Here is a 19,605-nt window from a genome sequence, read left to right as displayed (position 1 = left end):
ACTATTAACTTTTAATTTTGAATTTATTATGACTTTTAGTAATTTTTCCCCAACACAACCAGTTATTTTAGGGTTTGATCCTGGGAAAGATAAGTGCGGGTTAGCGGTAATGGGATTAGATCGGCAATTGTATTATCACCAAGTTGTTCCTTCTCTAGAGGCTATCACCACTATTGACTTTCTACGTCAACAATTTCCCGTTTCCTTGATGGTGATGGGGAACCAAACAACAGCCAAACGCTGGAAACAGCAATTACATCAAGAATTGGTCGAACCATTAAATATTGTGTTAGTAGATGAGCGTTATAGTACCCTAGAAGCACGCGATCGCTATTGGCAGATGTACCCCCCCAAAGGGCTAACCAAACTACTTCCCCAAGGGATGCGCCAGCCTCCACGCCCCATAGATGACATTGTGGCCATTTTACTCATTGAAAGATACTTAAATCGCCTGACTGAGCCAGTTAATAGTTAGGGATTGGGGACTGGGGATTGGGGATTGGGGATTGGGGACTGGGCGTAGGATTTTTCTTCCCCTGCTCTCCTGCCTCCCCTGCTCCCCTGCGCCTCTGCCCCCCTGCCCCACTTAGAACGCATAACTTTTCCTGAAAACAGGAGACAATGAGTAAGAATTTAACTTTTGACCAGATGGGGAAAAGTTAGTGCTGACATATCTGAGTGGACTATGAGCGATCGCCCTTTAAAATTATTATTAGTTGATCCAGACTCCATTTTTCGGCTAGGGCTACGGGTAGCTTTAGAAGCAATTCCTTACTTGCAAGTGGTATCAGAAGCTGCAACAGATACGGAAACTTTGCTGATACTAGCAGAACTTGCTCAACAAGACCCAAATCAAGTGAATTTGGTAGTTTTGGAATTAGGTGACAGTCGCTCCCAAGATAGTCAGCGCAAAGGTTTGCAACTTTGTCAACAACTCAAAGCTTCATATCCTACCCTGCCCATTTTGTTACTCAGTTCTGTACAAGAACCAGGAATATTAATGGCTGCTAGGGCTTTTGGTGTCAATGGTTACTGTCCTAAAGGTACTCCCGTTTCCGAATTAGTTACCGTAATGGCAGAAGTAGCTAATGGCAATTCCTATTGGTTAGAAGAAAAAGTTAGCACAGAATTAACTCCTCCCCCTCCCCCTGTCTTACCACGTCTGCCTTTGGCAAAGTTGCGGCAAAATTTACATCTATCAGGAATTAGTTACATTGATTCTGCTCTCAAAGAAGTTACAGCACAATTACAAATTCCAGGTTTACCAATATTAGAACGGGCAGTTTTAGCAGGACATCGGCGAGAACTTTTGGCGGCTCGTTGGTTACTTAATCAGTTATTGGTTGCACCCCAAGAAAGACAACAAGAGCAGCTACAGGAATTAACATCAACATCTCAACAGCCATTACCTGTTATATCCCCACCTAGTAGTAGTATTATCCCCTCAGATGCACAACCAATATTTACTTCGCCCCCTCTACTAAGTCCCAGATCACTGCAATCTACTTTATTCGCGGCTTGTATTAATAAACTGCAATTTTCATTAAAGAATGTGTCAAATGTTCCTTTAGAAATTGATATCTTGCGCGAAGATAGAAAACGAGAATTACTTTACTTGATTTTACAAAGATTAGCTCAACAATTAGATGAACTGCGTGAGGCGCAAATCACAAATAATCAATTAGTAGATTTGAAGAATGTGATTTTAAAAGATTTATGGCAAACTACAGTCATCGATTTTTTTGGTAAATTCTCACAAATTCACCTAGGCGATCGCCATATAGAAATTGTGAATGTGTTATTACAAAATCCAGTAATTATCCAAACAGCAATTCTCAACAAAATTCCTGTAATTACGGAATTATTTGCTTATTTTTTGTTCCAAACAGACTTGCAAGTTGATAATAATTATTATCCAGCAGGTAGTTCGGAAGCTAATTCACAAGCAGAGGTAATTTTAGAGAATTTATTGATTCAAGTAGCTAATGGAGTGATACAACCCTTACTTAATTATTTAGCAGATGTAGAACAAATTAAGCAAAATTTTTATGATCGTAAATTGATTTCCACTAGAGAAATTGAGAGATTTAGAAATGATTTATCTTGGAAATACCGTTTAGATAAATATGTCAATGAAGCCAAAGAAATTTTTGAAAGCCGTTATGAGTTATTTGTATTTGCACCTCGTGGGATTGCCACAATTTCGATTTATGCTCCTCGGAGAGAGGAGTTAGCACAGCTTTCTGGTATTCCTTTAATAGTGACATTGCTACTAGAATTTAGAGATGCGATCGCTCCGAGATTACAATCACTATTAGCCTTTTTCGGTAGTGGTATTGTCTTCGTGTTGACACAAATAGTTGGTCGAGGACTAGGTTTAATTGGTCGTGGTATTATCCAAGGTATTGGCAGTGTATCTTTTTCGGAAAAAAACTTTAAGCGTAAAAGTGAGCGACCGAAGTGAATTTAATACTTTTCAAACTACTTTGAAAAAACATCCAAAATCAAGAGGATAATGACCATGTGGAAAAAACTGCGGGGTGGATTCTTAATGGGTATTGGCTATATGCTCTCTCCCCTTTCTTGGTGGAATGATCTATTTTTTAATCTACCAATTGCTTTGCTGTTAGGTTATCTAGTCAGTTTGATCAATCAAAATTGGTTTTTGCCTGGTACGTTAATTGGTTATTGGCTTTCTAATGTATTAGGTATTTTAATGATGCAGTTTGGAGCAATGGATATGTTTCTCAACACGGAGAAACGTAACCTCAAACGAGATGTGTTAATTGGGCTAGGTAGTTCAACAATCTATACTTTAGTAGTTGGAGCTTTAGTTTACTATCATGTGCTAGAACTACCTTCCTTTCTCAAGACATTTTGATAAAAAAATAAATTGATTACGGATAACCTAAAAATTACAATTGCGGCGAAAATTGAGTCAGTTAAAACTGACTTACGCTATGAGGCTAGGAATTTATTCCGAGGCAAACTGGTAGATTCAAGATATTAATTCCTTTATCGCTGTGTTAATTTATGCCACTTGAAACGAATGTCCTAGCGTTTTTGGTTCTGGCAGAGATTCACCATTTTCTAAAGCTGTTTCAATCAGCATTTCTAAAACTTCCTGAGCATTTTTCAATGCTTCTTCATAACTATCGCCGTGAGTGCAAGGTTGCATTATATTGGTAAACTCAGGTAATAAAACCACATAACATTGATCTTGCTCCGACCATTGAATAATTATTGTGTATTTCATTCTTCTGTCTCCTCCCCTGCTTCTATTTTCTTTAATTCTGCCAGTGCTTCATTAACTTGCTTTTCCAGATGACGTTGCCATGCAACGTCATAGGTTGGTGCTTGTTCACAAATTCCAATTGCGGCGGAGGTAAAAGAAACCTTCTAGCCAATCTTGTAAAGCTAAATTGCTATTTAATTTCTGCTGATTCCATAACTGTGCTGTTTGTTCGATAATATCGGAAAAACTAGGATAAATAACAGATAAATTTCCTAAATGTTTAATATTAATTCTTTGCGACATTGCTAAAGCAATAATATTAATTAATTCTCCGGCTGTTGCACCTAAAATAGTCGCTCCTAAAATTTCACCATTGCGTCGCACAATTAATTTACAAATACCTGTAGTTTGATTATCTATTTGTGCTGCTGCTACTGATTTGTAATAATGTCGTAGCACTAAAATATCTTTTCTGCCAAATTTTCTTTGTGCTTGCACTTGAGTTAAACCGACTTGTGCCAGATTTGGATAAGAAAATATTCCCCAAGGTATGTATTGATAATCAACTTTTAATCTAGGCAGAAACAGAGCATTTTTAATCGCAATTCTCGCTTCATAATGAGCAAGATTAGGGAAGTCATAACCGCCTATGACATCACCGCAAGCATAGATACGCGAGTTAGTAGTTTGCAGCTTTTCATTGACTAGCAAACGATTTGGATACCATTTCACTCTGGCTGCGGCTAAATTTAGAGATTCCAGATTTGGTTGTTGTCCAGTAGCCACTAAAATTTCATCAACTTCAATGGCTTTATCTCCTGCCTGAATCCATTTTTTATCATCAATTCGCCTCACTTGAGTTACTACTGTTTCTGTAAGGATACGCACACCATCAGCTTCTAACTGTGCTTGTAGTAACTGGGAAATTTCCGGGTCAATATGGGGTAGAAGATAAGGATATTGAATAATTAAAGTGACTTTGCAACCTAGTCTCACCAGAGTTTGTGCAACTTCAATACTTTGGGGAACAACACCAATAATCACCCAATCTTGAAGCAGTGTTGATGCTGAAAAAGATTGCCAAATATTGGATAAAGTCAAGTAGCCAGTTTCTGACAATCCCTCAATTTCTGGAATTGCTGGACGAGAACCACTAGCTAATAAATAAGTGCGTCCTCGCAGTAAGCGTTGATTAACAGCAAATGCCAAATGGGGCGAAGCTTGAAATTGACCACTACCAAAAATGACATCAACACCTTGGGCAGCTAATACGGCGGCAGAATTCTGTTCGTGGATGTTGGAAACAACGCCTTTAGCATATAGCATTGCCTCTTGCCAGTCCACGGAGATTTGGCATTTTTCAGCAGTATTAGGGTGTGTGAGGTTAATACCAAAACCAGGTAAATCATCCCAACTCTGGGCAAGGTTGGCAATTTTGCCCATAGCTTGTTGATAAATTAGCCCATAATCGACTCTAGATTCAACTAAAGCTACTTTGGCTCTGAATTGGGTGGCAGCTAAGGCGGCATAACGTCCAGCTGTACTACCGCCGATGATTACTATGTCGTAGTCAATGGTCATGAGTTTAGTAGGCAATAGTCGGCATCGGGTATTGGGCATTAGTCATTAGTAAACAGTCTGTAGAGACGTTGCAAGCAACGTCTCTACAAGTCATTGTCCCTACTCCCCAGCACTAAGTTTAACGCTGTTACTAAACGTTGATTATCAGAGTCAGAGCGTACAGCTAATCGGAAAAAGCGATCGCCTAGTTCTTTAAAACTGAGACAATCACGAATTAAAATCTGGTGATTTTGGAGTAGTTGTTGTTGTAACTGCAAACTCGATTGTTGTGTTTCCACAAGTAAAAAGTTAGCTGCACTCAGTTGGGGTTGTAATCCGGGAATGGAGGCTAAAGCTTGAAACAGTTGTTGGCGTGCAGGGGGTAGCCAGTGCCAAGTTTGCTGTTGAAACTCTATATCCTGGAGGGCAGCTACAGCCGCAGCAGCTGCCAGGGTATTGACAGGCCACGGATCACGCCATAACTGCCATTTCCGCAGGCGGTCGGGATGCGCGATCGCATATCCCAGTCTCAGTCCAGGAAGACTGTAAAATTTTGTGAGCGATCGCAACACCACCAGATTTTCATACTCCTGCACCAAGTCAATTAGGCTTTGTTCCTCATCGGGAGGGACAAAATCCATAAATGCTTCATCCACCACTACCAAAGCAAACTGCTGCAAATAAGGCAAAATTGCCTCTCGTGTGAATAGTTGCCCTGTTGGGTTGTGGGGATTGTTGAGTAAGAGGGCGGAGTTAGTCAGGAGTGCTGAATCCTGAATGCTGAGTAAGGACTGTAACTCAGCACGCTGCTCAAGCTCCGCTACCGCTAACGGAACTCGGTTCTCAGCACTAAGAAGCTTACACTCCAGAACTTTAGCGTTATACGCCGCCAGGGTGCGGTAGTAGTCGCCAAAAGCTGGAGTGATTAACACAGTTGCGGCTAATTCTGCTAATTCTCTGCCTGCCAAAGTTAGTAATTCTGCTGAACCATTGCCCGGCAGAATCCACTCAGGCGGCAGTTGATGGAAGTTTCCCAGAGCAAATCTCAGGTCACTGTAATCTGGGTCTGGATAGTGCCTGAGATTACCAATTTGCGATTGAATGGCAGCGATCGCACTTTTAGGTGGGCCCAACGGGCTGATGCTAGCAGAAAAATCCACAATAGCATCAGGAAGGCAGCCAGCTAATGCTGCTGCCCAAGCTAAATTTCCCCCATGAGCCGGTTGCCGCATCAAATCAAGTTTCCTAACAACAGAGTCTATGCTTTTGGGGGCGCAACTTTTTCTCTAAAGAGCTTACCAGCAGAGAAAGCAGGAACCCTTGTAGCAGGAATTTCCATCTTTTCGTTAGTTTTGGGGTTACGACCTTCACGAGCTTTGCGTTCCCGTGATTCAAATGAGCCAAATCCTACCAGCGTTACTTTATCGCCAGAAGAAACTGCTTCAATGATCGTTTCCAAAGCAGCAGTTAAAACCGCATCTGCTTGTTTTTTAGTCACGCTAGCCTTTTCAGCTACGGCATCAACCAATTCACCCTTGTTCATTTGGAACTCCTTAAGGTTTACTTGAGATTTCTTTTAGATGCACCATGTCGCATCTTTACCGAAACCTCTGTTTTGAACAATACAAAAGTCGTCTTTGGGGAGTATTTCTACTCAAAATCCCTGTAAATCCCATCTACTCGACTTTTCAATGAATCATTCTAAGGTGTTCCAGCCAGAAGTGGATAGATGAAACCGTTAATTTATATGGATTTCAGCATTTTTTTTATTTTTTGGGTCATTGTTGCACTCAAAACCACCCCAAAAGTAGGAATAAATACTTAGTAAAAACCCTGGTTGTTAAGAATTCAGAAGAAAGCAGGGGAGCAGGTGACAGGTGACAGGTGACAGGTGATAGGTGACAGGTGATAGGTGAGAGATTTTCTTTCCTAATCGCCAGTCCCCAATCCCCAGCCCCTATTTCACCTCTCGAACTATCTCTAAAAACTTATGTATAGTCTGGGATGTCTCGTGTTTGCGCCAAATCATGGCGATCGCAACTTTTGGGGTAGGCTCATGAATATGCTGATCACGGCAGGGTAAACCCTGTATCGTGGTTTTCATCCCCTGTCTAAAGCACGAAATACGCAACTGCGTCGCTGTTTCTCAGAAAAATATATTGGACATGATCAAAAATCTTTTTTACTCTAATGATTAAGCAATCATCAAAAATGTAATGAACTATGAATAATCTTGTAACGACCAAAAATTTTTGGGATACAGCCTTGTATGAAAATCAACATAATTTTGTGTGGCAATATGGCGAAGACTTATTGCAATTACTCAATCCCAAATCTGGAGAAATAATTTTAGATTTAGGTTGTGGAACTGGACAGCTAACAGAAAAAATTGCCCAGACTGGGGCGCAAGTGATAGGAATTGATAGTGCTGTGACGATGATTGAAAAAGCCAAAAAAAACTATCCATATTTGCGTTTTGATGTGGCTGATGCCCGCAATTTTTTAGTAGAAAAGCCTGTAGATGCAGTATTTTCTAATGCAACTCTACATTGGATTCAGCAACCAGAAACAGCAGTAAGCTGCATATATCAAGCACTCAAAGCAGGGGGGCGATTTGTGGCGGAATTTGGTGGTAAGGGTAATCTCAAAGCAATTATTACCGCTTTGTATAGTGCTTTAGTAACTAATGGTATTTCTCAGCCAGAAAAACTGAATCCTTGGTATTTTCCCAGTATTGGTGAATACGTTACTATCTTGGAGGCACAAGGCTTTGATGTGATTTATGCCAGCTTATTTAATCGTCCTACTCCTTTAGGAGAACAAGAAGCAGGTTTAGCAAACTGGATACAAATGTTTGCTAGTAATTTCTTTGTAGAGCTATCTTCTGAACAAAGATTGAAAGTAATTCGTGAAGTGGAAATTTGCCTACAACCGCAACTTTATCACCAGGGAACTTGGACGGCAGATTACCGACGAATTCGTATAGTTGCGAATAAAGTTTAAAGATTAACATTCACCCGATTGGGTGAAACCGTTGGGTGAAGCTTACTTCCTGAAGTATCTCGTATTCTAATTGAGGTTGCTAAATTCCAGGAAGAATTAGCTATGTTGAATTTGAAACTCTTGAGTAAACCTCTAAACAGGGTTGCAATTCAGGCAGAATCTCACAAAAGATCGTCTGTAGAAGTTAACCATAAATCATCTGAAGTTGAGCTAGAAACCAATCTGGTGGAAAGACGTAAAACGGCTTTGCAAGTAGAAGAAGAATTGCGACGCATTAGAGAAAGAATTTATCTAATTCGTCCCAATGTATTCTAATCAAACTAAGCCGGAACGCAGGGCTACAACTGCGGCTTGTACGCGATCGTCAACTGCTAACTTATTCATAATCCCCCGGACGTGAGTTTTGACAGTGTTGGGACTGAGATAGAGTTTTTCTGCTATCTCTGGGTTGCTTAAACCTTCAACCATAAGTTTCAATACTTCTAATTCACGTCCTGACAGGTTAGCAGTATTTCCCGTAGGCATGGGGGGTTTAAGATGATCAACAACTCGCCGGGCAATTTGAGGATCAAGATAGGTTGCGCCATCAACTGCGGCGGCGATCGCACTTAATAATCGCTCTACACTCGCGCCTTTGATACAATATGCGTCTGCACCGCTAGACAGTGCCGCAATAATTTCTGTTTCCGTTTGATGCGATGTCAGCATCACCACATGAGTTTCTGGTAATGCAGTTTTGATTTGCTGTGTCGCTGCAATCCCATCTAGCCTTGGTAAGCCAATATCCATGACAACCAAATCCGGTTTCAGTTTCAGTGCTGCTTGCACACCCAAATAACCATCTTCTGCTTGTCCCACAATTTCTAACTGCGGGTGAGCCATTAATGATTGTTCCAACCCTAATTGCATCATAGGATCGTCTTCTACAATCAACACCCGCAACCGGGAAACACCATTTGGCAGATTTAAGGGATAGCCAGCATTCAAAGACATTTTATTTATTCCTCCACCCGATAGCCCAACTCTGCTAATCTGAGGCGAGAGTGTCGCCATTTGGGTTGCACTTTGACGAATAATTCTAGATAGACTTTGCCAGAAATCAACTTTTGAATTTGCTCCCGTGCGGCGCTCCCAACGGCTTTGAGCATTGAACCACCTTTACCGATGAGAATTCCTTTTTGGGAATCGCGCTCAACATGGATAGTTGCTAGTACACGGGTAATACTGGGTGTTTCTTCCACTTTATCAATAGCGATCGCCACAGAATGGGGAACTTCTTCACGGGTGAGCAATAAAATTTGCTCCCGAATCAATTCACCCATAATAAACCGTTCGGGCTGGTCTGTGATCAAGTCGGGCGGATAGTAGAAAGGACCATGATCTAGATGTTCAACCAATAATGCTTGGAGTTGGGGCAATCCTGTACCAGTCTTGGCGGAGAATTTGACTATCGGCCATTGATAAGTCTCTGCTAACTGTTGATAACTATCATCAATGCTTTGGTAATCTGTGGGTTGTTGGTCAACTTTATTCACACCTAAAATTACTGGTGTGTGGCTATCAGTGAGTAAGTCGGCAATGAAGCGATCGCCTGCTCCACAAGCTACTGTTCCATCCACGACAAACAGCACTACATCCACTGAATCAATTGCTATTTTGGCATTTTGCACCAGGATCTCACCTAATTGATGATGGGGTTTGTGTATTCCTGGTGTATCCACAAAGATGAATTGAGCCTCTGGAGTCGTGACAATTCCTCTTAAACGATTGCGTGTAGTTTGTGCTACTGGTGATGTGATAGCAATCTTTTGACCTACTAATTGATTCATCAACGTAGATTTACCGACATTGGGACGGCCGATAATCCCAATAAAACCAGATTTAAACTCAGGAGGAGCCTGGGGAATCGCTACATCTCCTGCCAAAGAGAAAATGTCATGATCAATGCTAGTCACTGTTAGTTCCACCGTTATAATTTATAGATGAGATAAGTTTTTTACTAAGACACGCAATAAAACATAAATTCACCCTGAGATGTGCGGGGAACTGTCTTTGTTTCAGTTTAACAGAATCGGTGTAAGTCCCCACCTATACGAATGTGAGGTGGGGATATAAGTCGGACGGCGACGAAGCAGCATCTTTATTGATCGCGCGTAAAACCCCATCCCCTTGTGGGTGGGGATGTAAGCGCGTCATTTCCAATTCGCAATTACCAATGGACTAACGTCCCGCTCCGAAGATCGCAATTCGCAATTAAGACTGGTTATGGGGGCTTGCACCCACCACTAATTGTTCGCGTAGCGTCCCGTAGGGAAGACCACCAACCTACGGTATGGTGGGGGCTTTGACTCCAAGGTTAGGCAATTAATCAATTAATTCACAATTCGCATTTTCAATTGCGACAAGCAGCGAATTGCGAATTGTTAGATCAAAATCGCGATCGCGCCCACTCAAGCAAATACCAGAACTAATTACAGTCAATTCAGATTTAGCGATCGCGCTACTGTGGCGCACACCATCAGTCGTTGTCCAATCTACTGTCCAATAATCACCGCGATCATGGAATTGCTGTAATTCTCCGCCGCCCATCTGTAATGCTTTTTGCAGTCGCCTTTGTGCAGTGGAAAAATATGATGAACAGCTCACGCAGAGATGCAGAGAGAGGGAAAAGCGATCGCATTATCCATTGATCCAGATTTATCCACCATTGACACTCCCCCGTTTTATAAACGGGGGAGTGTCAAGCATCACGACTCGTAAGCTTTTTCGGTTAGGGTACGAAGTGAAAATTTTAGTTTTGAGAAATTTGATTTAAAATAAATCGAATTTCTTTTTTGCTACACTGCTGTTTACTAGCGGCATAAATTTTGCGGTTGCCATATGCTAAAGCAGAACGATGAATTAAACCCTTCAAAACATCCTGTACATGATCAGTGAATGGAGGAAAATCAGCAAAAGTAATTAAATACCAAATATCGTTGATTTTGCGGTATTGATGATAATTATCAATGATGACTATATTTTTTTCTTGCTCCTGGCGCTTTGGCTTGCGAGGTACTTTTTCGGCTGCACAAAGAATGCCATTTTCAGGATGAATGTAGAAGCGATCGCGGTAACTTTTATCTAACGGAAGTTGATACTTTTGGTAAGCCTTCCTGTAAACCACACCATCAATAATTTCTACATACCTTTCAACATAGTCCCACACATGATCAAGAACGTGCTGTCCTGCCATTGTGTTGTGATCTAATCTTTGACACAGTTCGCTGTAAACATCATTCCAAGGCTGTCCAACTTTAGAACGCAAAAATCGCCGCAGAGGTCCAAGATGATCTGAAAGATATTTGGATTTTTTTCTAGGTTTAATCAGGTAGGAATTAAACAATCCATCCTGACTTGCTTCATCGGTAATTTTCTGTAATGCTTTTTTAAAACCTGTCAGCTTTTTGCTGTTAATTCTCATCCCATTTCGAGGACGCTCAATCACAATTTCGCTCAAACGATGTTCGCTCATACCTCACGTTATTTAAATATATTGTCATTGATTGAGTTGTCATTAAAAATGCGTTAGTGGACATCATTGAACTCACCTCCAATTGATTGATTTAAAACTGATATAGGACTCGTATTTGATTTTTGTTGGCGTAGCCTGCGCTAGCGCATAAAAATTAATGACAACTGATAATCTTTCTTCCCTGTAACCTGTAACCTGTAACCTACCTACGCAAGTAAATTGGCTACGCCTCCCATGAGGTTAACCGTAAACAGCTTCAGGACGAATAATCAAATCACCGCTAGGACGGCGATCAATTATATAAGTAGAGAGGCGATCGCTATTCACATCTAAATGTCGAGCAATGTGTTCTTTGACAGCCACATCATTCATAGCTGCGGAAATTCCTAGTTGTGTTTCTGTAACATCAATAGAACGCCCTTCAAACCGAATATGAACCATGACAATCACCTCTTTCTGATCAATACTGTTTTTGAATTTTGAATTAGTCATCAATGGAGTTGTCGGGGATCGAACCCGAATCCTGCAACCGTCCGTTTGTTGGTTTCGGAGCAGTCGAACACCAATCGCAACCCCAAAAAGTTTGGTTTATACAGTTTCCAAGCTTCTAAGAGGATTTATTTTTGCCTGTTGAGTAGGCGGTTTTGCTATACTACATTTGTAGTATGTATTCTACATAATGTCAAGAGGCTCAAAACTAAATTCTGAAAAACGGCACTATAAACTTCCTGCGGTAAATCGCAACTTCAGATACATTAGTTGATGGGCTGCAATCATTGGAGAGCAACATGACAGAAGAAGCACAATCAAAACGAGTAGTAGTTGTGGGTGCTGGTTGGGCTGGTTTAGGCGCAACCTACCATTTAGCAAAACAAGGTTATGATGTGACGCTTCTGGAAGCAGGCCCCTATCCTGGTGGATTGGTAGCAGGTTGGCAAACAACCGCAGGTAAATCTGTAGAAGCAGGAATTCACGGCTTTTGGTATCCCTACAGAAATATTTTCTCCCTCATCAACGAACTAGAAATCAATCCCTTCACTACCTGGACTCGTTCCGCTCAATATTCTCCGGCTGGTTTGGAAGTAGAATCACCAATTTTTCAAGATTTACCCAGACTACCTACGCCTCTTGGCACTTTTGTTTATACTCAATTTCAACGTCTACCATTAATTGACCGTCTCAGTGCCTTACCTTTACTTTACGCCGTTGTTGACTTTGATAATTCTGATGCAGCTTGGCGGCGGTATGACTTTGTAACAGCGCGGGAACTATTCAAAGATTTTGGCGTGTCAGCCCGACTGTATAAAGAAGCATTTGAACCAATGTTATTGGTGGGTTTATTTGCCCCCGGTGAACAATGTTCAGCCGCCGCAACATTGGGAATGCTGTACTTTTTTATTTTGGCTCACCAAGCCGATTTTGATGTTGTTTGGTGTCGGGGAACTGTTGGTGAAAAAATATTCCGTCCGTGGGTGGAACGCATAGAAAAAGCAGGTGCAAAGGTGTTACCAAAACACCGCGTTACTGACTTAATAATTGATAGTAATAATCAAGCTACTGGCGTAGTTTGTGGTGATGAAGTGTTTGATGCTGATGCTGTAATTTTTGCGGTTGGTGTCACTGGCATGAAGAAAATTGTCTCCAGTAGCCCTAGCTTACAAAGCCATGCAGAATTTCGTAATTTGCATAATTTAGGGGCAATTGATGTATTAGCAACACGGCTGTGGTTTGACCGTAAAATTGATATCCCCCGTCCTTCTAATGCTTGTTTTGGTTTTGATGACACCACAGGGTGGACATTCTTTGATCTAAATGCTTTACATGATGAATATCAACACGAAGAAGGCACAGTTATTGAAGCTGATTTTTATCACGCTAATCAGTTTTTAAATTGGAGTGATGAGGAAATTGTGGCTAAAGTGCAAGGATATTTAACTACTTGCGTGTCAGGATTTCGGGAAGCGAAAGTAATAGATAGTAGTGTGATTCGCTTACCCCAAGCAGTAACTCACTTTGCCCCTGGTAGCTATCGTCATATGTTGCCAGCTAAGACCAGTTTTAGCAATGTATTTATGAGTGGTGATTGGATTGTTAACCGTCACGGTTCTTGGTCACAGGAAAAAGCCTATGTTACAGGTTTGGAAGCAGCGAATTTAGTAATTTCTCATTTGGGAAATGGTGCAAATGCTAATATTTTACCGATTGAGGAAGATGAACCACATATACAAGTAGCCAGAACGATTAATCAAACAGTGCGTAATTTAGGTAAATCTATATTGCCTAATTTTTGGTTGCCGTAGGAGGCTAGAGGCGAATAACTACAGCAGATTCGATTTTTATGAAGTACAGCAAATAATTGAAAAGTAATGAGTAATAAGTAAATTTTTTACTCATTACTCATTACTCATTATTAATCATCCCTTGTGATGATGTCGCATCGCTTTATGAATCTTTTTCCAACGTTCCTTCTCAACTAATTGAGCTTGTTTGTCTTGTTTGCGAACCAGGTAACTGAATTCCTTTTGCAACTTCTGATAACTCAGCAGTCTAGATTCATTTAGCCTCCCATCTAACAACGCTTGCTGCACAGCACAACCCGGCTCATGCTGATGCTGACAATCCCGAAAGCGACATTGTTCAGCTAAAGCCTCAATGTCTGCAAAAGTTCCTTGCAAACTTTCCTCACTCCCCCACATCTGAATTTCCCGCATACCAGGGGTATCAATAATTAAGCCCCCATTCGGTAGTAAAATTAATTCCCGATGGGTAGTTGTGTGTTTACCTCGGTCATCACTCCGCCTGACTGGTTGCACAGCTTGTACTGTTTCTCCCTTGAGTTGGTTAGTTATAGTAGATTTCCCTACACCAGAAGAACCCAACAAAGCCACGGTTTGTCCTGGTTGCAGATAAGGCTGTAAAGCTTTTAACCCTTGCCCGTTGGTGGCACTTAACACAATGATTGGTACACCAAGGGCAACAGTTTCTACTTCTGCTAGCCAATCATCTAAACAGTTACATAGATCTACTTTGTTCAACACAATAACTGGATTTGCGCCACTTTCCCAAGCCAGAATCAGATAACGTTCTATGCGTCTGGGGTTAAAGTCTCCATCTAACCCTGAGACTAGAAATACTGTATCTACATTAGTAGCAACAATTTGTTCTGCGGTTTTATTACCAGCTGTTTTACGGGAAAACTTGCTTTTTCTGGGTAAAATCTCATGGATGGTGGCTTGCGCTGTTGATTCTCGCGTTTGGATGACAACCCAATCCCCAACGGCGGGAAAATCTTCAGGTTTATTGGTGCGATGTCTGAATTTACCTGTAACTTCTGCTGTGAGTTCGCCTTGTTCACTATATAAAATGTAGGTGTTTTTGTAGGCGATCGCCACCCTAGCAATACTCAATCCTTGTTTGCCATAGGGTAGAAAGCTGTGAGCAAAAAAGTCACTCCAGCCTAAATCTGTCAAATTCATTGATATTTCCTCAATGTGTATTACTTGTGCTACACAAAACTACACAGAGGAATTGCGGTTTATTCCTGTCAGACTGTGCTTTGTGTAGTTTGGGTAGAGATGGTAAAAGTAACCCGGACAGCAACAAACTCAGTCATATTTCTTACCCTTGATGTACTACAAGAAATAATCTACATTACTACATTAGCTCATTTCAGAAAAACTTTTACTAATTCAGAGTTTTTAGTATAGTGTGCGGAAACTAAAGCTTTGATCTGATGTCCTAATGTTTGATTGAGAACAACTCAATAACGCGATCCTGAGATGAGGTAAAACATGAATAAAACGTTGGCTTTGTTTTCTTTGGGTTTGGGAATAACGCTTTTCAACCCGTTACCAATAGCTGTGAGTCAGGTATCTTCCAAAACACCTTTACCATCCGCGCCACCATCTCAGGTATCGCCTCCGTTAAAGCTGATTGATATTGGTACAAATTGTAAACCTGCGCGTGCTTGCTTAGGTTGGGATGAGCAGCTTTTTTTAGGTCATGGCAGGTTAAAAAGAGATCGCCAATCTCTTTTAAAATCTATTGATAATAGTTTGAGTTATTTACAAACACCAAGAGCGATCGCCGCTTATAATAATTACCCCATCAAGGAAATTACCCTCGACAGAGTAAGCCGCAGTTTAAGGCGGTTTCGCCAATTGGTAGCTACAGCTAAATCACCTGCACAACTGCAAGCATCTGTCAAGCGAGAGTTTGCTTTTTATAAATCAGTGGGTGATGATGGTCAGGGTACAGTCAAGTTTACTGCCTACTACGCACCGATTTATCAAGCCAGTCGCACCCGCACCGCACAATACAAATATCCCATTTATCGCCTACCCGCAGACTTTGAGCAATGGCCTAAACCTCACCCCAAACGAGTGGAACTAGAAGGGGTAGACGGTTTGCTGGGGAATAAAAGCCGATTGCAGGGTTTAGAGATGTTTTGGTTACGCGATCGCTTTCAAGCATACATGATCCATATCCAAGGTTCAGCCAAACTTAACTTGACTGATGGGACTCAAACCAGTGTCGGTTTTGTGCGAGGCACAGATTACCCTTGGACAAGTATCGGCAGATTGCTGTTTCAAGATGGCAAACTCTCCAAAGAAGAGTTGAATATGCCGGGAATCATACGTTATTTCCAAAAAAACCCTAAATCAATGGATAATTATCTGCCACGCTGGGAACGCTTCATTTTCTTCAAAGAAACTCATGGCGCACCCGCTACAGGTAGTATTAGTGTCCCCCTAGTTCCAGAACGTTCTATTGCTACAGATAAATCCTTAATGCCTCCTGGCGCATTAGCTGTAATTAATGGCACATTCCCTTACCCTGATCGTCATGGCAAATTAGTTAACCGGAAAGTTAGCCGCTTTGTCCTTGATCAAGATACAGGTAGCGCCATCAAAGGCCCCGGCAGAGTTGATTATTTCTTAGGCTATGGAGATTTAGCAGGCGATCGCGCCGGGATCACAGTCAGTAGTGGTTCCATATACTACCTGTTGCTGAAGAAATGAGGAACTGGGGACTGGGGATTTGTCTCCCTTGTCCCCTGCCTCCTACATCGCCCTCTGCCGCATATATTGCCCATCAAGTCCTTGCTTGATCCATTTGAGGCACTCATATTCAGATTTGAATAATTTTGGTGCAGCAATATTATTCAATAACTCTGGGGGGTAATGGTCGTAGAAATATTTACCACTACTATGAAAGAGAATAATTAAATTTTTGCGGTAAACATAGCGAGATTGAAAGCTATCGCTGTGACTCACAAAATCTGCATTTTGGTCTATATGTTCTTTGGCAATATCAACAATATTGCTGATACTATTACCATACATTTTGGCCGGATTATCAGCTTTATGGAATTGACTTTTTCGACCAATTTCTGACAAGAGTTTATACGAATAAATTTCGTATTGATCTGCTTTGCCGAAAATAAATGGAATGATGAGATATCCTTTGTATGAAACTGAGCTTTCATAGAGAAGACGACTCATCTGAACCTCCTTGGATATAACATCCTAAACAATTATCGCCTCAACAATCCCCATCAGCATTAAACACATTTCTGCTAATAGATTTTCGGCTTTTCTGAATACTATGAGATTGCTTTTGACAAGAGGGGTATGACCCCCTTTTTTTAGAAAATGTTAGTAAATAAGTCTGATCAAAAAATGATTGCAAAAACTATTATCTCTCTTTTGGAAAAGAGTCTTGATGAGATATATTGCAAAAGTCAAAAAACCATGAATTATATTTAGCTATTATAGGAATTACCAAAGACTAAGTTGATGAGGTGGAGCGTCAAGTTGATTCCAGGGCAGGGGCGGAACTTCAACGCCATGCTGTTCTAATAGCTGTTGGAAATAACGGGCTGTACCAGGCGATCGCTCTTCTAGGGGACAATGGACAAAGAAATAAATTTTCACTCCGGAATGCAACCATTGCTGAATCTGCTTTACCCACTCTTCCATAAACGGCTGATTTACTGACAAATGAGGATGGGAGATAAATCGAATCAAACTAAAGGGTGCTGTGACGCTAAATTGTAAAGGAACTTTGGGTTTACGTCGTTCAGATTGCAGTTGGGGGTCATCTTCTCCAGTGTAGATCGGACGCGAATCAAGTAGCACTCGACCCACACCTAAATTTTCTAAAAGCTGTGTCAGATTACTGGTGTGGGGTTCTCTAAACCAATCGGGATGTCTGACTTCTAGTGCTAGTGGTGATACTTGATGTGGCCAAGCTACAAGAAACTTAGCTAAATCATCAATTAATGTCGGAGCATAACTTGGCGGTAACTGGGCAAAGATGGGGCCAAGATGCTTACCCAGAGGCTGCATTCTCTCCAAAAATTCTAAAGCAGCAGGGATGTAGGGTGCTAATAAGCCTTTATGGGTAATTTCCCTTGGTAATTTTAGACAAAATTCAAAACCTGGAGGCGTTTCAGCTGCCCATCGGCTGACAGTCTCTTGGTTAGGAACTGCATAAAAGGTGGTGTTACCTTCTACAGTAGTAAAGCGACGACTATAGAGATGAAGAAATTCTGTAGCACGAGTATCTGGAGGATAAAGTTCCCCCACCCAGCCTTTATAAGCCCAAACAGCACAACCAATCAAGAAGTTCACAAGCTTTGACACAAATAACTTTTAGGACAACTCACAGTGATAGAAATCTCTGAGTGTTCTTACTTAATTGTAAAGGTAGCTTCCAGAAATATCGGGAATCTGGAAGCGGATTTACACTTAAAAACTGTCTGTCTTCAGATAACGTGTGAACCACTCACTCGCCAGTTCAACTCAACCTCAATTTATGAGTGGTTAGTAATCAGCTGTGTTTGCTGGGTGAGAAGTTCGCAAACTTCTGCATCACTTGTTTGGGCAAAATTTTCGTACCAGATACCAATGGCATATAAATTTTCTGGCATCAATACACAGACAACCTTGTCTACTGCTGTGGCTAGTTCCTCACAGGTGGATACCCCTGCAACGGGAACTGCTAAAACTAGCTCACGGGGTTGTTGCTCTTTGATGGTAGCGATCGCAGCTCGGATAGTGGCACCTGTAGCAATGCCATCATCAACTAAAATGATCGTGCGATCGGTGATTTTCGGTAGTGGGCGATCGCCTCGATAAATCCGATTACGACGTTCTAATTCACGCGTTTCTATAGTTGCTACAGCATCTATAGTTTGTTGGTTAATCCCTAACCAATCGACTACATTCTCATTAATTACACGTACTCCCCCTGTAGAAATTGCACCCATTGCTAGTTCTTGATGTCCTGGTACGCCGAGTTTACGCACCAAGCAGACATCTAAAGGGGCATCAAGTGCTTGAGCTATTTCATAAGCTACAGGTACACCGCCACGGGGAAGCCCCAAAACCAGAACATCGTGACGATGAGCATATTCTGTTAACTGAGCAGCTAGTAGTTTGCCTGCTTCAGTCCGATTCTGAAATTTTTGACGCATATTGTTATCCTTGATTAATTAAAAAGTTGTTAAAAGAGAATAGAAACCGAGCAATAAAAAAATATCCAAAATGTAGGGTGCGTCAGTGGGAGAAAACCTAGCTGTACCCAGAAATTATTCACACTGACGCACCCTTGTATATTAAAAGAAGTAGTAGACCGTCAATTTGGAATAATTTATTTTTTGGTGTTCCCCTATATCCCACCTAGAACTAAAGTTCTAGGCTAATAGCGAAAGTCCACTCAAGTGGACTGGATGGAATTTTTCGTTGAGTCCTCTTGAGAGGACTTGCGCTATGAGACTCGGAATTGATTCCGAGGTGGGGTAGATACACTGCGCCAAGACTTGTGTGTACACCGCAGCCCCGTAAACAGGTTAGGGTTATTTGCTTACAGCCTATTTTTCCTGCCAAGGCTGATACCCTTTCATCTGCAAAGTTGCTTGTATAGCAGTCGCGATATAGATTAGGACATAAAACCGTTACACGAAGAAGCTTTGCAGTCTGTCACCTGTCACCTGTCACCTGTCACCTGCTATATATGGCCAGTGGAGTAAGTATTATGTGAAACGGTATCAAAAAGTCTAGGAAATATCCCACTAGATTATAGTGATCTATTCTGATGTTAGGCAAAAAATGTGAGGAACTTGTGAGTACCTCCCCCAGCGAAGAGTCTCGTTGCATAAATCCTGTGGTAATTGAGGATTGAGTTGCAATCTTTACAAAATTTTCAATATATCAGTAACTTTTATCACCATTTCTTTAAAATCTTCCTGAAAAACACTAGCACTTGTTGTCAAGAGTAGTATTGATAT

The 19,605-nt window shown here is 41.3% G+C and carries 20 protein-coding genes and 1 pseudogene; 7 read left to right on the top strand and 14 right to left on the bottom strand.

Annotated elements, in window-relative coordinates:
- Positions 1 to 28 precede the first annotated feature (28 nt).
- From NOS7524_RS24975 to NOS7524_RS24965, 3 genes are all read left to right on the top strand, one after another.
- Complete coding sequence (locus tag NOS7524_RS24975) at positions 29 to 475, top strand: pre-16S rRNA-processing nuclease YqgF (protein WP_041555447.1); 447 nt, start codon at positions 29 to 31, stop codon at positions 473 to 475.
- Positions 476 to 685: 210 nt separating this feature from the next.
- The gene (locus NOS7524_RS24970) at positions 686 to 2,464 is read left to right on the top strand and encodes a DUF3685 domain-containing protein (RefSeq protein ID WP_015141260.1); all 1,779 of its coding nucleotides are present in this window, start codon (positions 686 to 688) and stop codon (positions 2,462 to 2,464) included.
- Between the two features lie 57 nt (positions 2,465 to 2,521).
- On the top strand, positions 2,522 to 2,881 hold the full coding sequence (locus tag NOS7524_RS24965; RefSeq protein ID WP_015141259.1) for a hypothetical protein: 360 nt from the start codon (positions 2,522 to 2,524) through the stop codon (positions 2,879 to 2,881).
- A gap of 150 nt (positions 2,882 to 3,031) precedes the next feature.
- Here NOS7524_RS24965 and NOS7524_RS24960 read toward each other — a convergent pair whose 3' ends face one another.
- The 5 genes from NOS7524_RS24960 to NOS7524_RS30275 form a co-directional block, all read right to left on the bottom strand.
- Positions 3,032 to 3,256, bottom strand: coding sequence for a type II toxin-antitoxin system HicB family antitoxin (locus tag NOS7524_RS24960; RefSeq protein ID WP_015141258.1), 225 nt, complete (start codon positions 3,254 to 3,256; stop codon positions 3,032 to 3,034).
- A 105-nt stretch (positions 3,257 to 3,361) separates the two neighbouring features.
- A complete protein-coding gene (locus NOS7524_RS24955; protein ID WP_015141257.1) occupies positions 3,362 to 4,816 on the bottom strand; it encodes a dihydrolipoyl dehydrogenase family protein in 1,455 nt (484 codons plus the stop codon).
- Positions 4,817 to 4,899: 83 nt separating this feature from the next.
- Complete coding sequence (gene cobD / locus NOS7524_RS24950) at positions 4,900 to 6,027, bottom strand: threonine-phosphate decarboxylase CobD (RefSeq protein WP_015141256.1); 1,128 nt, start codon at positions 6,025 to 6,027, stop codon at positions 4,900 to 4,902.
- Positions 6,028 to 6,053: 26 nt separating this feature from the next.
- Complete coding sequence (locus tag NOS7524_RS24945; RefSeq protein ID WP_010998076.1) at positions 6,054 to 6,338, bottom strand: HU family DNA-binding protein; 285 nt, start codon at positions 6,336 to 6,338, stop codon at positions 6,054 to 6,056.
- Between the two features lie 414 nt (positions 6,339 to 6,752).
- Positions 6,753 to 6,899, bottom strand: a complete 147-nt coding sequence (locus NOS7524_RS30275; protein ID WP_171815394.1) for a hypothetical protein — start codon at positions 6,897 to 6,899, stop codon at positions 6,753 to 6,755.
- Between the two features lie 119 nt (positions 6,900 to 7,018).
- Between NOS7524_RS30275 and NOS7524_RS24940 the strand changes: the two genes are divergently transcribed.
- Both NOS7524_RS24940 and NOS7524_RS24935 read left to right on the top strand, forming a co-directional pair.
- Entirely contained in the window at positions 7,019 to 7,798 is a 780-nt protein-coding gene (locus NOS7524_RS24940) for a class I SAM-dependent methyltransferase (RefSeq protein WP_015141255.1), read from the top strand.
- Positions 7,799 to 7,900: 102 nt separating this feature from the next.
- Positions 7,901 to 8,113 (top strand): hypothetical protein, encoded by a 213-nt coding sequence (locus NOS7524_RS24935; protein ID WP_015141254.1) that lies wholly within the window; start codon positions 7,901 to 7,903, stop codon positions 8,111 to 8,113.
- Here NOS7524_RS24935 and NOS7524_RS24930 read toward each other — a convergent pair whose 3' ends face one another.
- The 5 genes and pseudogenes from NOS7524_RS24930 to NOS7524_RS24910 all read right to left on the bottom strand — a co-directional run bounded on the left by NOS7524_RS24930 (position 8,114) and on the right by NOS7524_RS24910 (position 11,753).
- Positions 8,114 to 8,791 carry a response regulator gene (locus tag NOS7524_RS24930; RefSeq protein ID WP_015141253.1) on the bottom strand — a complete coding sequence of 226 codons (678 nt, stop codon included), beginning with the start codon at positions 8,789 to 8,791 and terminating at the stop codon, positions 8,114 to 8,116. It abuts the gene before it with no gap.
- A gap of 5 nt (positions 8,792 to 8,796) precedes the next feature.
- Complete coding sequence (gene era, locus NOS7524_RS24925; protein ID WP_015141252.1) at positions 8,797 to 9,753, bottom strand: GTPase Era; 957 nt, start codon at positions 9,751 to 9,753, stop codon at positions 8,797 to 8,799.
- Between the two features lie 409 nt (positions 9,754 to 10,162).
- Positions 10,163 to 10,414: pseudogene (locus tag NOS7524_RS24920) on the bottom strand (hypothetical protein); the annotation flags it as partial.
- A 175-nt stretch (positions 10,415 to 10,589) separates the two neighbouring features.
- Complete coding sequence (locus tag NOS7524_RS24915; protein WP_015141251.1) at positions 10,590 to 11,312, bottom strand: hypothetical protein; 723 nt, start codon at positions 11,310 to 11,312, stop codon at positions 10,590 to 10,592.
- A gap of 240 nt (positions 11,313 to 11,552) precedes the next feature.
- Entirely contained in the window at positions 11,553 to 11,753 is a 201-nt protein-coding gene (locus NOS7524_RS24910; protein ID WP_015141250.1) for a hypothetical protein, read from the bottom strand.
- A 347-nt stretch (positions 11,754 to 12,100) separates the two neighbouring features.
- Between NOS7524_RS24910 and NOS7524_RS24905 the strand changes: the two genes are divergently transcribed.
- On the top strand, positions 12,101 to 13,612 hold the full coding sequence (locus NOS7524_RS24905; RefSeq protein WP_015141249.1) for a hydroxysqualene dehydroxylase: 1,512 nt from the start codon (positions 12,101 to 12,103) through the stop codon (positions 13,610 to 13,612).
- A 114-nt stretch (positions 13,613 to 13,726) separates the two neighbouring features.
- Here NOS7524_RS24905 and rsgA read toward each other — a convergent pair whose 3' ends face one another.
- On the bottom strand, positions 13,727 to 14,788 hold the full coding sequence (rsgA, locus tag NOS7524_RS24900; RefSeq protein WP_015141248.1) for a ribosome small subunit-dependent GTPase A: 1,062 nt from the start codon (positions 14,786 to 14,788) through the stop codon (positions 13,727 to 13,729).
- 315 nt (positions 14,789 to 15,103) lie between these two features.
- On the opposite strand from rsgA, the gene mltA reads away from it, so the two are divergent.
- On the top strand, positions 15,104 to 16,333 hold the full coding sequence (gene mltA / locus NOS7524_RS24895; protein WP_015141247.1) for a murein transglycosylase A: 1,230 nt from the start codon (positions 15,104 to 15,106) through the stop codon (positions 16,331 to 16,333).
- Between the two features lie 42 nt (positions 16,334 to 16,375).
- Here the strand turns inward: mltA and NOS7524_RS24890 are convergent, their stop codons facing one another.
- The 3 genes from NOS7524_RS24890 to NOS7524_RS24880 form a co-directional block, all read right to left on the bottom strand.
- Positions 16,376 to 16,816, bottom strand: coding sequence for a hypothetical protein (locus NOS7524_RS24890; protein ID WP_015141246.1), 441 nt, complete (start codon positions 16,814 to 16,816; stop codon positions 16,376 to 16,378).
- 276 nt (positions 16,817 to 17,092) lie between these two features.
- Complete coding sequence (locus tag NOS7524_RS24885) at positions 17,093 to 17,947, bottom strand: DUF72 domain-containing protein (protein WP_015141245.1); 855 nt, start codon at positions 17,945 to 17,947, stop codon at positions 17,093 to 17,095.
- 182 nt (positions 17,948 to 18,129) lie between these two features.
- Entirely contained in the window at positions 18,130 to 18,792 is a 663-nt protein-coding gene (locus NOS7524_RS24880; protein WP_015141244.1) for a phosphoribosyltransferase, read from the bottom strand.
- Positions 18,793 to 19,605 lie beyond the last annotated feature (813 nt).

Origin of the sequence: Nostoc sp. PCC 7524 (assembly GCF_000316645.1) — a bacterium.
Taxonomy (GTDB): domain Bacteria; phylum Cyanobacteriota; class Cyanobacteriia; order Cyanobacteriales; family Nostocaceae; genus Trichormus.
The sequence above is the reverse complement of the archived record's forward strand: the minus strand, read 5'-3'. Positions and strand labels throughout refer to the sequence as shown.